The sequence below is a fragment of the Flavobacterium daejeonense DSM 17708 genome, assembly GCF_000425425.1.
Lineage (GTDB): Bacteria > Bacteroidota > Bacteroidia > Flavobacteriales > Flavobacteriaceae > Flavobacterium > Flavobacterium daejeonense.
Genome location: NZ_KE384374.1, coordinates 85,292 through 100,409, shown reverse-complemented (window position 1 = coordinate 100,409; position 15,118 = coordinate 85,292). Strand labels below are relative to the sequence as shown.

Here is a 15,118-nt window from a genome sequence, read left to right as displayed (position 1 = left end):
GTTTCAAAGTTGCAAAGTTGCAAAGTTTATAAGATTTTATCTGTTGATTTTCAGTTGGCAAATTTACGTTTATTGTAGATTGCACCAAAGTTATTTTCAGAAAACAAAAAATAAAACAAGCAAGAACTATTTACTAAGTAATAATACTTATTTTTGCAAGAGAAATAACAACTTCATCCTAAGATTTTTCATGAAACAAACCCTGATATTTTTTTGTTTACTTTCTTTGTTGTCGTTCGAAAAAATAATGGCTCAGGACACCAAGACGTTGACACATCTGTTATTGCAAAAGAAACTGATTACGCAAAAAGAAGCTGATTCGTTAGAAACTCTGATGACCAATTCCCAAAAAACAACTCCGGAAAACAAAGAATTTGCCATTGGTTTGGAATTCAGACCCAGAACAGAATACCGAAACGGTTACAAACAACTCAGAACCGACGACAGTAAAGCGGCTTTTTTTACTTCGCAACGCAGCCGTTTGAATGTTGATTACAGCCAGAATCAGTTCCAATTTCACACTTCCATTCAGGACATTCGGGTTTGGGGACAATACGGACAAACTTCCACTTCGGGTTCTTTGAATGTTTTTGAAGCTTTTGCAGAAGCAGGTATTTTGAAAAATTTCTCCGTAAAATTAGGTCGTCAAAAAGTAGAATTAGATAATGGCAGAATTTTCTCAGCGGCCAACTGGAGTCAGGCAGCGAGAGCTCACGATGGAATCAATTTGATTTACGACAATGCTAAAATTCATTCGGAATTTTTCACTTCTTTTAATCAAACTTCCGAGCGTATTTTTGAGACTGATTTTTCTCCAACAACATTTAGCAATTATAAACTCTTAAATATTCATTATCTAAAAGCGAAGCTGAATGAAAATTTCAGTCTGACAACAATCAATGCTGCCGACAGTTATCAAAGCAAAATCAACAGCAACACCCTGTACACACGTGCAACTTCGGGCGGACGACTGGATTTTGAAAAAGGAAATTTACACCTAACCCTGAGCGGTTATTATCAATTCGGTCAATTGCAAAGCGGAAACCGGATTTCGGCTTATTATTTCCAACCGGAAATCCAATTGAAAACTAACCAATTAACGACACGTTTTGGAGCAGAAATCATGAGTGGCGACAATACCAATAAAACAAGCGAAATTTCCAAATCCTTTGTACCACTTTACGGTGTAGCCTGGAAATTTATGGGAAACATGGATTATTTTACTTCTTTTCCAACTGATGTAAAAAATGGCGGATTGGTTAATCCTTATTTATTTTTCACTTATGATGTAAACCAAAAAATAAGTCTGCGTTCCGATTTTCATTTGTTTTACTTAGCCAATAAAGTTAATAACGATTTGAATCAAAACATCAATTCGTATTTAGGTTTTGAAAACGATTTGTCGTTGCATTACAAATGCAATGGCTTTACGATGATTGATTTTGGATTTTCCTATATGGCTGCCGAAAAAAGCATGGAAACACTCAAAGACGGAAACAGTGCGTTAACCCCGATTTGGAGTTATCTGATGATTACTTTCAAACCGGAATTGTTTCGTTTTAAAAAATAACAGCCCATGAAAAACTCAAACGTCTTTTTACTTTTATTGTTGTTGAACAGTTTTGCTTTTTGGGGACAAAACAAAGCGACTGTGGTAGTTGCTGCCAACTTAAAATCGGCGATGGATTCGATTGCAAAAATTTACCAACAGGAAAATCCGGCCGATAACATTCAAATTTCCTATGGCTCCTCGGGTAAATTCTACGAACAAATTGCTAACGGTGCCCCTTTTGATGTTTTTTTCTCCGCCGACATGAATTACCCAACAAAATTGAAAGAAACGCATTTTGCTATTTCAAAAGTGAAAATGTATGCCATTGGAAACATTGCCATTTGGAGTAAAAAAACAGACCCGCGTATTCAAAAAATAAATGCACTTTTAGACTCCAAAATCAAAAAAATTGCCATTGCCAACCCTAAAACCGCGCCTTACGGCACCAAAGCGGTGGAAAGCATGAAATATTACAAACTATACGATAAACTAAAACCAAAGTTGGTTTACGGCGAAAATATTGCTCAGGCAGCACAATTCACCGCATTTGGCGCAGCCGATATTGGCATTCTTGCCTTATCAGATGTGTTGTCGCCGGCAATGAAAAAAGAAGGCGGAAAATATTATATCATTCCGCAAAAAAGCCACGCAGCACTGCAACAAGGCTGCGTTATTCTAAAACACGGTAAAGAAAATGCAGCAGCAAAGCGATTTTATGAGTATATTTCGTCAGCAAAAGCCAAAGCGATTTTGAATTATTTTGGTTATTCTCAAAAATAATTTTTTAAATGAACATTTTAAAAGGCAAAATATCCGAAATTAAAACCGAAGGCAGTTTGTCTTTAGTTAAAATATGGGTTCAAAATTGCCCGATAACTTCCATTGTAATTGACACTGCCGAACATTCAGAATACCTTAAAATCGATAATCCCGCAACTATTATTTTCAAAGAAACCGAAGTAGTTCTGGCTAAAGATTTTTCAGGAATAATCAGCCTTCAGAACAAACTGGATTGCAGCGTAATTTCTTTTGAAAAAGGCAATTTGCTTTGCAAAATCATCCTGCAATTTCAGGACAGCAAAATTACTTCGGTCATTACCCGAAATGCTTTTGACCAACTTGCCATTCAGGAAAATGATTCGGTGATTGCGATGATAAAAACCAACGAAATAAGTTTAGCCGCTCATGATTGATTTGCAACCCATATATCTCACCTTACAACTGGCCTTTTGCACCACGCTGATTTTGTTGTGCCTTGGCTTACCGTTGGCTTATTGGTTAGCTTTCAGCAAATGGAAGTTAAAAGTAATACCGGAAGCTGTGGTGAGTTTGCCGCTTGTCTTGCCTCCTTCAGTTCTAGGATTTTACTTATTACTGGCTTTTAGTCCCGAAAATACTTTTGGGAAATTTCTCGACCAATATTTTGACCTCCGACTGGTTTTTACATTTTCCGGATTAGTGGTTGCCTCGGTTTTGTATAGCCTGCCTTTTATGGTACATCCCATTCAAAACGGACTCAAATTGCTTTCTCCGTCCTTGATGGAAGCTTCTTTTTTATTAGGAAAAAGCAAAACCGAAACCCTTTTTAAAGTTTTAATCCCAAATATAAAAAAAAGCATACTTACCGGAATTGTACTGACTTTTGCACATACTATTGGCGAATTTGGCGTGGTTTTAATGGTAGGCGGCAGTATTCCGTCAGAAACTAAAGTCGTTTCCATTGCTATTTATGACGAAGTGCAGGCGATGAATTATCACAATGCCAATGTGTATGCCGGAATTTTATTTGCTTTTGCGTTTATTGTGCTTTTATGCGTTTATACCATTAACCATCGTTTTTCTAAAACATCTCCTTTACAATGATTGTCATTCAAATTCAGAAAAAACTCCAATCAGCAACAGGAGAAATGCTTTTGAACCTTGATTTTGAAATCAGGGAAAATAATTTTGTGACTTTGTATGGCGCGTCGGGTTCGGGGAAAACAACTACGTTGCGCATGCTTTCGGGATTGACTCAGGCTGATAAAGGTATCATTACAGTAAATAACGAAAACTGGCTGGATACCGATAAAAAAATCCAACTTTCTCCGCAAAAACGCAACATAGCTTATGTTTTTCAGGATTATGCTTTATTCCCAAATATGAGCGTTCGCGAAAATCTAAATTATGCTCTTGAAAAAGGACAGGACAAATCCATTATCGAGGAATTATTAGCATTAATGGAATTGCAGCAATTGCAACATCAAAAACCGGCACAGCTCTCCGGCGGACAAAAACAAAGAGTCGCTCTGGCCAGAGCCTTAGTTCGTCGTCCCAAAATTTTATTGCTTGATGAACCCTTATCGGCAGTGGATCAGGAAATGCGTGTAAAATTGCAGGATTATATTCTTCAGGCACATAGAAAATACCAGCTCACCACAATTCTTGTCAGTCATGATATTGCCGAAATTTATAAAATGTCCGACAAAGTAATTGTTCTTGAAAACGGTATTATCAGCAAAAATGGTCGTCCGGACGAAGTTTTTTCGAGTCGGATAGTAAGTGGAAAATTTCAGTTTGTGGGCGAAATTCTCAAAATTGAAAAAGAAAATTTCATCAACATCGTAGTCGTTTTAATTGGAAACAACATTGTCAAAATCATTGCGATGGACGAAGAAATTCAGGATTTAAACATTGGTAATAAAGTGCTGATTGCTTCCAAAGCTTTCAACCCTATTCTTACAAAAATAGATTCTGTTCCTAAAAGTCGGGATTTATAACACGAAAATTGAAACTTTGAACGTTATTAACTTCATATAAAGAAATTGTTTATTATTTTTACCCCATAATTAAAGTAAACTATGAGTTCTTCATTTGATAAGTTTCAAAAACGCAGGTTAATTTCCTCTTATTTTTCGGTAGTTCTGAGTATTTCTCTGGTTTTATTTTTACTCGGAATCTTAGGTCTTTTTATTGTCAATTCTAAAAGATTAGCTGACAATTTTAAGGAAAAAATCGCCATGACGGTTTTCTTTAAAAACGAAGCCAATGATACTATTTTAAAAGGTTTTGGTACCGAATTAAAAAAAGCAGCTTACGCTAAAAGCATTGTATATGTAAGCAAAGAAGAGGCTGCAAAACAACATACTGATATTATCGGAGAGGATTTCCTGACTTTCCTGGGCGAAAATCCTTTACAAAACTCTTTTGACATTCACATCAAAGCCGCTTATGTAGAAAAAGACTCTGTGGCTAAAATTGAACGTCAGTTACGCACGAATAACCCAATGATTTCGGATATTGTGTACGACAAACAATTGGTAAACATGGTTAACGACAACATCAAAAAAGTCAGCATGTGGATTTTAATCGTGAGCGGATTTTTAACTTTTATTGCCGTTTTACTAATTAACAGTTCGTTGCGTTTGTCCATTTATTCCAACCGATTTATCATCAAAACCATGCAAATGGTAGGCGCAACCAAATCGTTTATCCGAAAACCATTTGTCATGCGAAGTGTAAAATTAGGAATGCTGGGAGCGGCTTTGGCTATTTTAGCCTTAATTGGACTTTTATCCTACATTCAAACTAATTTTCCGGAATTGGGAATTCTGGAAGATAAAGTATATATCATCCTGATTTTTGCCGGCGTTTTTGGATTTGGAGCTTTAATCACCTGGTTAAGCACTCATTTTGCTACCCAACGTTTCCTGAATTTAAGAACAGACGATTTGTATTAGTAATCAGTGGTCAGTTCTTAGTGATCAGTACTGCATTAAAAAATAATAACTTAAAAAAACTGGAATGAGATTGCTTCGTTCCTCGCAATAAAATGGAAAACAACAAACAGGAATTCTTATTCGATAAAGTAAACTATAAAATTCTATTAATCGGAATCGGGGTTATTGCACTTGGATTTATACTTATGTCAGGTGGTGGAAGTGATAATCCAAAAGTGTACAGCGATGCTATTTTTGACTTTAGAAGAATCCGATTAGCGCCTACAACCGTTTTAATTGGTTTCGGAATCACCATTTATTCTATTTTCAAAAAAAACAATAAGTAGTTTACAGTAATCAGTTGCAGTTTGCAGAAAAAACAGCAAAACAACTGAAAACTGAAAACCGAAAACTGATTACTCCAAAATGAACACATTACAAGCTATTGTTCTGGCTATAATCGAAGGAATCACCGAATTTCTTCCGGTTTCTTCTACGGGACACATGATTATTGCTTCTTCTTTTTACGGAATTGAGCACGAAGAATTCACTAAACTTTTCACAATCGTCATTCAGCTAGGGGCTATCCTTTCGGTTTTGGTATTGTATTTCAAACGCTTTTTTCAGTCTTTGGATTTTTATTTCAAATTACTGGCTGCGTTTATGCCGGCAGTCGTTTTTGGTTTGCTTTTCAGCAAAAAAATCGATGCCTTATTAGAAAATCCTGTAACGGTTGCCATTTCGTTATTAATTGGCGGAATCATTCTGCTCAAAGTAGACGACTGGTTCAACAATTCAGAAGACACTGAAATCACTTACAGCAGAGCTTTAAAAATTGGTTTTTTCCAATGTTTAGCAATGATTCCGGGAGTTTCCCGAAGCGGTGCTTCTATCGTAGGCGGAATGTCTCAAAAACTTTCCCGAACGGCTGCTGCCGAATTTTCTTTTTTTCTGGCTGTCCCAACAATGTTAGGCGCCACTGTAAAAAAATGCTACGACTATTACAAGGAAGGTTATGTATTAACCGAAGACCAAATTAATATCTTATTCATAGGAAACATTGTTGCTTTCATCGTAGCTATGTTAGCCATCAAATCTTTCATTGGATTTTTAAGTAAAAAAGGCTTCAAAATTTTTGGTTATTACCGCATAGCAGCCGGATTAATCCTGTTGCTCATTCATTATTTCATTCACCCGCTGACCGTTATCTAATGACAAAAGAAGAGTATTTAGAAGGGCAGGTTTTATTGATTGACAAACCTTTGCAGTGGAGCTCGTTTCAGGCGGTGAATAAATTAAAATACCTGCTGATTAACAAAGTAGGATTGCCTAAAAAATTCAAAATTGGTCATGCCGGAACTTTGGATCCTTTGGCGACCGGACTATTGTTAATTTGCACCGGAAAGTTTACCAAAAAAATTCAGGAATTGCAGGGGCAGACCAAAGAATATACCGGAACTTTCTACATAGGAGCCACCACGCCATCGTATGATTTAGAAACTGAAATCGACGCAACTTTCCCAACCGCACATATTGATGAGGCTTTAATTCACGAAACCGTGAAGCAGTTTTTAGGCGAAATTGACCAAAAACCACCTATTTTTTCAGCTATTAAAAAAGACGGAAAACGCCTGTACGAACATGCTCGTGCCGGTGAAGAAATTGAAATAGCAAGCAGAAAAACAACCATCCACGAATTTGAAATCACCCGAATTGCACTTCCTGAAATCGATTTTAGAGTAGTATGCAGCAAAGGAACTTACATTCGTTCGCTTGCTTACGATTTTGGCAAAGCCCTACATTCAGGCTCACACTTAACAGCATTGCGTCGTACTAAAATTGGCGATTACGATGTCAAAAATGCCATTGACATCAGGCTTTTTGAAGAAAGCTTAGGATTAGAAAGCTAAATAAATTATTCGTAAAAGCGAAAATTAATTCATCGGGGAATTTATGCGTTTCACTGCAATATAAATTTCTCACACTGATTGACAACGCTAAAGAACCTATGATTAATAATCCTAATGAAATCTATTGTGTTAAAGATTCTATCAAAATTACCGATAAACATTTTCACCTTATTCTTTTCAGAAATAAAAATAATTATTGGAATGTAAAACTAAACAATAGACCTCCTTATGATGAAATCGAACAATATGAAGGTGTAATTGAAGTTAAAAATGATTCTATAATAGATGTTCCGATTAAAAGAAACAAACTCTACAATAAATAAGAAAACTATATTTTTTCACTTATATAAAATCCAAAAAAGTGTACTTTTATAAAAATTACCAATCAAATGAACTTATATTCAAAATCAATTGGGTTGGCGCTTTCGGGTGGTGGCACAAAAGGTTTAGCCCATGCGGGGGCTATTAAATTTCTGGAAGAACAGGGCATTCGTCCTACCCAAATTGCCGGAACCAGCGCCGGATCAATTGTGGGCGCTATGTATGCCTGGGGGAAAACACCCGAAGAAATCCTCGATTTCTTCAAATCTATTTATTTATTTCATTGGAAACACATTACTTTTACCAAAGCCGGCTTGATCGATTCTGAGGCATTCAAAGAATATTTTCAGACAGTTTTTAAGGATGCGACTCTTTCTGATTTGGAAATTCCGACACAAATTACCGCAACTGACATGATTGAAGGCAAACTGAAAATTTTCGAACCCGAAACTAAAATTGTCGATGCACTGATTTCGTCCTCTTCCTTTCCCGGCATTATTTCGCCTTATGAAATTAATGGCAATCATTACAGTGACGGCGGAATTTTAAACCACTTCCCTACCGATTTACTCCGTGAGCACTGCGCCACCGTTATTGGGGTTTATGTAAGCCCTATCAATACTATCGAAGCTAAAGATTTGAATTCCATCAGAGCAGTTACCACAAGAGCTTTTGATATTCTCTCCGAATATTCAAATATCTCAAAATTCAATCAATGTGACTGGATGATTCAACCAAAAGAACTGAGTGTTTACAGTACCTTTGAAACCAATAAAACCAAAATGGATTCGATCTTTAATTTAGGCTATCAGGCAGCCAAATACAGCTACGAGAACAAATTATATAAAATTTAAGGCGTCCTATTTCAGAAAAAAAGAATATCCCTATATTTGCACCAATCAACGCAACAAAAACATGAAATACAAAAGAATTCTTCTAAAATTAAGCGGAGAAGCTTTAATGGGAGAACGTCAATACGGAATCGATCCAGCAAGATTAGCTGAATATGCTGAAGAAATCAAAAAAGTACACGACAAAGGAGTAGAAATTGCCATCGTAATAGGTGGAGGAAACATCTTTAGAGGCGTTGCAGGAGCGAGCAACGGAATGGACAGAGTGCAGGGCGATTACATGGGAATGCTCGCTACCGTAATTAACGGAATGGCTTTACAGGGCGCTTTAGAAGAAAAAGGCATGAAAACCCGTTTGCAAACAGCCTTGAAAATGGAAGCCGTAGCCGAACCTTATATCAAAAGAAGAGCCGACCGTCACCTTGAAAAAGGAAGAATCGTAATCTTTGGTGCAGGAACCGGAAACCCATATTTTACTACCGATACCGCTGCTGTTTTACGCGGAATTGAAATTAATGCCGACGTAATTTTAAAAGGAACAAGAGTAGACGGGGTTTATGACTCTGACCCTGAAAAAAATGCTGCTGCCGTAAAATTTGACTATATTTCATTTGATGATGTAATCAAAAAAGGACTGAATGTAATGGACACGACCGCTTTTACATTAAGTCAGGAAAACAAATTACCTATTCTTATTTTTGACATGAACCAAAGCGGAAATCTGGAAAAAATCTGCGATGGTGAAAACATTGGAACAGTAGTTAATATTTAATTTGCAGACAGCAGCTTTCAGACAGCAGAAAATCTGAAATCTAAAATCTGAAATCTAAAAATCTAAAACAATGACTGAAGAAATTGAATTTATATTAGATAGCGCACAGGAATCTATGGAAGGTTCTATTGGTCACTTAGAAAAAGAATTTCTAAATATCCGTGCCGGAAAAGCCTCTCCTGCTATGCTTGGGAGTGTATTTGTAGATTACTACGGATCTTCAACACCGTTGAATCAGGTAGCTAAAATCAGCGTTCCGGATGCGCGCACGATTACTTTGCAGCCTTTTGAAAAAAATATGTTGCAAACCATTGAAAAAGCCATTATGATTGCTAATCTTGGTTTTAACCCAATGAACAATGGAGATGTCATTATCATTAGCGTACCGCCTTTGACAGAAGACCGTCGCCGCGAATTGGCTAAACAAGCCAAAGCGGAAGCTGAAGATGCCAAAATTGGTATCCGAAACGCCAGAAAAGATGCTAACAACGACATCAAAAAACTGGAAAAAGACGGAACTTCGGAAGACATTTGTAAAAGTGCCGAAGAAGATGTTCAAAATCTAACGAACACTTACATCAAGAAAATAGACGAGCTTCTTGCTGCTAAAGAAGCCGAAATTATGAAAGTGTAACTTTCGAAAAACACATTTTAATATCCGTCCTGATTATTTTTATTTTATCTGGACGGATTTTTTATTCTTACTTTTGCCATACCAAAAAAGCGTTTCCTTTCGTTTTGATTCAAAAAGCAGCCATGAAGCATTTTTTATTATTTTTCCTTTTTACCCTTTCGCTTCAGGCGCAATTCCAAATCAATGGAATTGTAAAAGATTCCCACTCCGGCAAACCGCTGCCTTTTGCCACCATCACAACCAATTCCGGCAGTAGCATTAGCGATGTAGATGGAAAATTCAGCATTAACTTTGATTCCAAAACAACATTTTCGTCTTTTTATGTTTCTTATTTGGGTTACCAAATAAAAAAAACCGACTATCAAAACGGGACTGCTTTTTACAGCGTTTTTTTGACTCCTCTGACAGCCGAACTGAAAGAAGTAAAAATTCAAAATAAAAATACGGCGCTGGCCATTATTCAAAAAACCATCGCACTCAAAGACCAAAATAATCCCGAAAAAAAACTGCAAAGCTTTGAATTTAAAAGCTATAACAAACTCATCGTCTCAGCTAATCCCGATTCGATTTCCGGAAAAATTGACTCTGCCATTGTCAAAAGAACCCGGAATGGCGTTTATATAAAACTGGATTCTACCAATTATAAATTCAAAAAAACGGTCAGCAAACGCCATTTATTTCAAACAGAAAAAGTATCCCAATTTCAATTTGGCGACAACAAACTCAAAGAAACCGTTTTAGGAACTAAAATGGCGGGACTTAAGCAGCCGCTTTATGAAATCTTATCGTTCAACCTGCAGTCTTTTTCCATTTACGATTCGAAATACGAACTTTTCGAAACCAAATACAACAGTCCGATTACCGAAAATTCTTTTCGGGATTACGATTACAAACTTCTGGACACCATTGCTATTTCGGGCAGAAATTCTTTTATGATATATTTCAAAAACAAAAAGAAAAGCAAAGCCAAAGGACTCGAAGGTATTTTATACATTGACCAACACAGTTATGCTGTTACCAAAGCGATTATGCGCATCCGCGGCTTACTCGATATTAGCGGAAGCCATGAATTTGAATATTTCCCGGAAGAAAATCTTTGGTTTCCTACTCACAAAAGCTTCCGGATTATTAAAGGAAAAAATGACGATGACATTCGTATTTTTGGCGGAACCATTCAATTTGACGGTGATGTAGAAAACAATCTTAAACCCCGAAAAAAACAACCTTCGGATTACATCTATCTACAATCCGAAACCTATAATTTTGATATTAAAAGAAACATTACTGTCTCCATTCCTAATTCTTATTTTGCTGTAGAAATAGAGAAAAATGCACTGAACAAAGAAGAATCTTTTTGGGAAAACTACCGAAAAGATGCCATGGATATTCGCAGTCAAAAAACCTATAGCGAACTCGACAGCATTTCGGTTAGAAGAAAAATTGCCCATCGCGTGCAATTTGGAAAAAAAATCATCAACGGCTATTTTCCGATTGCTTTCTTTGATTTGGATTTACGAAAAATATTCAGCTACAACAATCACGAAGGATTCCGCTTAGGATTAGGCGGTGTCACTAACGAACGTCTTTCTAAAAACTTCCGAATTGAAGGCTATTATGCTTACGGAACCAAAGATGGCATTTTTAAAGGAAGTCTGGGCGCTGCCGCAAAAATAGATCAGAAAGACAATTCATGGATGGGAATTGCCTACACCGATGATGTTCGGGAAATTGCCAGCACCTGGTTTTCGATTGAAAAAAAACCTTTCAAAATTTACGATCCGCGCCCGATAAACATCAGCACTTTTTACAATTATGTGAGTTGGAAAAGCTATTTTGAAACCCGAAAAATTCCCAAAACCGAAAGTATTCTGGAACTCAATCACGCCGATATTACTCCAAAATTCAATTATGCCTTTTTGTATAATGAAAAACGCTACACGGCTTACACTATGACCACAGCCATGTTGTCGCTGCAATGGAGTCCGCTGAGTGATTTTATGCAAACCCCGACCGGCAGAATCGAAATAGAAAAACGCTTTCCTAAATTCACCTTTCAGTTCACACAATCGCTTGGAAAATTATGGGAGAATGATTTTAATTTCAGCAAATTTGATTTTAAAACCGAATACGAAAAGAAATATTTAAACGGACAAAAAACCGCCTTATTATTTCAGGCAGGTTATGCTTTAGGCGATATTCCGCTAACGCATTTATACAACACCTCGCCGAATAACATTACAAAAGAAACCGTTATTCAGCGAATTACTTTTGGTGGGAAAAACAGTTTTGAAACCATGTTTTTTAACGAATTTTTCTCTAACAAATATGCTTTGTTCCAATTCAAACACGCTTTTAACCGTGTGACTTTGTTCAAAAAAATTAAACCTTCGCTGGTTTTAGTTTCCCGAATGGCATGGGGAAATTTAGACCATCCGGAACAACATGTCGGGCTTAATTTTAAAACCTTACACAATGGTTTCTTTGAATCGGGAATTGAATTAAATCAGATTTTCAACGGATTAGGACTCACTACTTTTTTCCGTTACGGCCCTAACCAACTTCCGCGATTTGAAGATAATTTAGCGATCAAACTCAGTTATGTTTTGAATTTAGGTTTTTAGTGACTCGACACAAATTTGAGCCCGATGATGGAAGCAATAAGCGTACTGATGAAAAACAATCGCCAGAAAGTTGCCGGTTCTTTAAATACAAAAATCCCAACTAAAACAGTTCCTACAGCTCCAATTCCGGTCCAAACCGCATAAGCCGTCCCAATGGGTAATTCCTGTGTGGCTTTGTACAACAAAAACATACTTGCTGTTAAACTCAACAAAAAACCAATCATCCAGTAAGCCGATTCCATTCCGGTAGTTTCCTTTGCTTTTCCTAAACAGGAGGCAAAAGCAACTTCAAACAAACCGCCAATTACCAATAAAATCCAACTCATATTTATGATTTAATAATTAAAACAGAAGGAATATCCACCAGCCAGTCGGCAGCCGTATCCATCACACTTTTCCAGCTTTCTAAACTAATCAGCATCAAATCCTGTTGTTTGATAAAAGAAGTATTCATTTCTTTATCGCTGATAACACTGATATTATTAGGATATTTTTGCAACAAAGTCACCACAGTGCTTTGAATCACAAAATTATTTTTCACAAAACCATTGCTGTCCACCAGATGAATTTTTGAATTATTATTGTAAATCATTTTTTGAACATAATCCATCAAAACCGCATCGTCTGATTTTAAAATAGGCACAAAAACATGATCCATTTGTTCAAAATCATTATCAATTAAAATCCCCAAAGGCGTTTTGGTTTTAGCCACAATTTGTCTTGTTCTTTCATCAAAAGGCGAATTTTCGAACAAGCCTTCTTTTCCTTTGAATTTATCAATCAATCGATCCGGATTGATGATTCGCGTGGTAAATCCGATTACTTTACCCAGCAAACTTCCTTCGAAAATAGATTTTCCTAAACCAACCAAAAGCAAATCATAATCGCCGTTATTAGCCACATCGGCAATTTCGGCTTCAATATCGCTGGTCACTTTAAAAATAGAAAGCAATTTCACTCCCAACTGATCTGATTCGTCAAAAACAGGTTCGAAAGTTTCTCTTTCAATTTCTTCCAAATTAAACGAATGCAGTTCATCACTCTGAGACAAATGCATCGCTGTAATAACCGAAGTCTTTTTTTGTTTTTTGGTCAAACCATTGGCCAAACGCAACAAAGATTTCCCTTTTTCATTGTTCCCAAAAGAAATCAAAATACGGTATTTACTCTCGTCAATTACTTCAACGCTTTCTTCTTCTCTTTTATTTTTAAAGATAAAATCCAGTACGTTCAATGCCGGCCCTGTCATAAACGTCGTGACCAATGCCATAATGACCATCATGGTAAAAACTTCAGGAGTTAACACTTTTAGTTCCAAACCAATGTTCAAAACAATCAGTTCCATCAAACCGCGGGTATTCATCAAAGCACCGATAGTGAAACTTTCATGCCAATTTTGCCCGACAAATTTAGCCGCAAGCGCACTTCCTAAAAATTTCCCCATCACTGCAACCCCAATAATTGCCGCCGTAACTTTCCACAAATACGGATCATTAATCAAGCCCACCTGCGTATGCAAACCTGTAAAAACAAAAAACAACGGTAAAAGCAAAATCACCGATACATCTTCGACTTTTTCGATAAAAATCATTCTGAATTTAGCAATATCCGGCATGATGGCTCCCATCATAAAACCACCAAACAACGCATGAATCCCGATTACTTCAGTAGCGTAAGAAGAAAGAATAAGCAGTAATAAAAAAAGCGCCATAACCGGTTTTCCGATATTTTCTTTTTCGGCATACAAATCACCTATTCGTTTCAGGAAAGGTTTGACCACATAAAGCATGGCTAAAACATAAATAAATGCCAACGAAATAACATACAACGAACCTACAAAATCACCGGCTTTAACAATAGCAATTACCACTGCCAGCAAGCACCAGGCGGTAATATCATCGGCAGCGGCACAGGTAATTACGATAGCTCCCAATCGGGTTTTATGAATCCCGCGCTCCTGAACAATTCGGGCCAAAACCGGAAAAGCCGTAATACTCATCGCGATTCCCATGAAGAGACTAAAAGAAAGAAACTCTACTCCTTCCGGCGCAAATTGATTATACACAAAATAAGACAAACCGATTCCCATAGCAAACGGAATCACAATACTGGCGTGACTAATAACAATAGCTTCACTAGCCTTATTTTTCAGGACTTTTACATCCAATTCCATTCCGATAACAAACATGAAAAGGATTAACCCAATCTGACTTAGAAACTTCAAATTCCCCAAAGAGGCTTCCGGAAACAAAGCCGCTGAAAATTCCGGAAAATACATTCCTACCAAAGAAGGTCCAAGAACAATTCCGGCGATGATTTCACCAATAACAGTGGGTTGCCCAATTTTCTTAAAAAACCAACCGAAAATTCGGGCAGTAAGGATAATCATTACAATCTGAGCCAGCAAAATAGCCAGCGGATCCTGAAAGTTATGCAGCATCGAATTGACAAAATCGTTAAAAGAATTATTAGACGCTTTAACTCCGATTGGTACTTTTTTCAACTGAAGCAATTTTCCCTGTCCGATGATCCAATAAATCAAAGCCGAAAAACCTCCCGTAACCCCAAAATAAAAAAGCGAATTTTTATATTTTTTCAAAACCATAACCCACAAAATTATTGATTCAAACTTCACACAAAGATGCTAAATTCTTTGATTGAAATTACAAGCCGAAAATTAATTATAAATCAAGAAAAACAAGCGCTCCAAAAACCTAAAATTCATTTAAAATTTACAAATAAATTACGCCTTTACTTTG

16 protein-coding genes are annotated in these 15,118 nt (G+C 36.8%); 14 read left to right on the top strand and 2 right to left on the bottom strand.

What is annotated here, in order from left to right:
* The first annotated feature begins 247 nt into the window (after window positions 1-247).
* The 14 genes from H599_RS20155 to H599_RS0118120 all read left to right on the top strand — a co-directional run bounded on the left by H599_RS20155 (window position 248) and on the right by H599_RS0118120 (window position 12,359).
* The gene (locus H599_RS20155; RefSeq protein WP_162174279.1) at window positions 248-1,570 is read left to right on the top strand and encodes an alginate export family protein; all 1,323 of its coding nucleotides are present in this window, start codon (window positions 248-250) and stop codon (window positions 1,568-1,570) included.
* 6 nt (window positions 1,571-1,576) lie between these two features.
* Complete coding sequence (gene modA / locus H599_RS0118180) at window positions 1,577-2,332, top strand: molybdate ABC transporter substrate-binding protein (protein WP_026715415.1); 756 nt, start codon at window positions 1,577-1,579, stop codon at window positions 2,330-2,332.
* A gap of 8 nt (window positions 2,333-2,340) precedes the next feature.
* A complete protein-coding gene (locus H599_RS0118175) occupies window positions 2,341-2,745 on the top strand; it encodes a TOBE domain-containing protein (RefSeq protein WP_026715414.1) in 405 nt (134 codons plus the stop codon).
* Window positions 2,738-3,415 carry a molybdate ABC transporter permease subunit gene (modB, locus tag H599_RS0118170; protein ID WP_026715413.1) on the top strand — a complete coding sequence of 226 codons (678 nt, stop codon included), beginning with the start codon at window positions 2,738-2,740 and terminating at the stop codon, window positions 3,413-3,415. Before H599_RS0118175 ends, modB begins: the two co-directional genes overlap by 8 nt.
* Window positions 3,412-4,311: an ABC transporter ATP-binding protein gene (locus H599_RS0118165; RefSeq protein ID WP_026715412.1), complete on the top strand. Its 900-nt coding sequence runs from the start codon at window positions 3,412-3,414 to the stop codon at window positions 4,309-4,311. The genes modB and H599_RS0118165 overlap by 4 nt, the downstream gene beginning before the upstream one ends.
* An 81-nt stretch (window positions 4,312-4,392) precedes the next feature.
* Window positions 4,393-5,271, top strand: coding sequence for a cell division protein FtsX (locus H599_RS0118160; protein WP_026715411.1), 879 nt, complete (start codon window positions 4,393-4,395; stop codon window positions 5,269-5,271).
* Between the two features lie 92 nt (window positions 5,272-5,363).
* Entirely contained in the window at window positions 5,364-5,597 is a 234-nt protein-coding gene (locus H599_RS0118155; RefSeq protein ID WP_026715410.1) for a DUF3098 domain-containing protein, read from the top strand.
* Between the two features lie 79 nt (window positions 5,598-5,676).
* Window positions 5,677-6,462, top strand: coding sequence for an undecaprenyl-diphosphate phosphatase (locus H599_RS0118150; protein ID WP_026715409.1), 786 nt, complete (start codon window positions 5,677-5,679; stop codon window positions 6,460-6,462).
* A complete protein-coding gene (gene truB, locus H599_RS0118145) occupies window positions 6,462-7,160 on the top strand; it encodes a tRNA pseudouridine(55) synthase TruB (RefSeq protein ID WP_026715408.1) in 699 nt (232 codons plus the stop codon). The genes H599_RS0118150 and truB overlap by 1 nt, the downstream gene beginning before the upstream one ends.
* A 98-nt stretch (window positions 7,161-7,258) precedes the next feature.
* Complete coding sequence (locus tag H599_RS0118140) at window positions 7,259-7,483, top strand: hypothetical protein (protein ID WP_026715407.1); 225 nt, start codon at window positions 7,259-7,261, stop codon at window positions 7,481-7,483.
* Between the two features lie 66 nt (window positions 7,484-7,549).
* Window positions 7,550-8,335: a patatin-like phospholipase family protein gene (locus H599_RS0118135; RefSeq protein WP_026715406.1), complete on the top strand. Its 786-nt coding sequence runs from the start codon at window positions 7,550-7,552 to the stop codon at window positions 8,333-8,335.
* A 61-nt stretch (window positions 8,336-8,396) separates the two neighbouring features.
* Entirely contained in the window at window positions 8,397-9,104 is a 708-nt protein-coding gene (pyrH, locus tag H599_RS0118130) for a UMP kinase (RefSeq protein WP_026715405.1), read from the top strand.
* Window positions 9,105-9,174: 70 nt separating this feature from the next.
* Entirely contained in the window at window positions 9,175-9,738 is a 564-nt protein-coding gene (gene frr, locus H599_RS0118125) for a ribosome recycling factor (protein ID WP_026715404.1), read from the top strand.
* A 122-nt stretch (window positions 9,739-9,860) separates the two neighbouring features.
* The gene (locus H599_RS0118120; protein ID WP_026715403.1) at window positions 9,861-12,359 is read left to right on the top strand and encodes a DUF5686 family protein; all 2,499 of its coding nucleotides are present in this window, start codon (window positions 9,861-9,863) and stop codon (window positions 12,357-12,359) included.
* Here H599_RS0118120 and H599_RS0118115 read toward each other — a convergent pair.
* Together H599_RS0118115 and H599_RS0118110 are read right to left on the bottom strand one after the other, a co-directional pair.
* Entirely contained in the window at window positions 12,356-12,685 is a 330-nt protein-coding gene (locus H599_RS0118115) for a DMT family transporter (RefSeq protein ID WP_026715402.1), read from the bottom strand. The genes H599_RS0118120 and H599_RS0118115 overlap by 4 nt on opposite strands.
* Window positions 12,686-12,687: 2 nt before the next feature.
* Window positions 12,688-14,958 carry a cation:proton antiporter gene (locus H599_RS0118110; protein WP_026715401.1) on the bottom strand — a complete coding sequence of 757 codons (2,271 nt, stop codon included), beginning with the start codon at window positions 14,956-14,958 and terminating at the stop codon, window positions 12,688-12,690.
* Window positions 14,959-15,118: the final 160 nt, after the last annotated feature.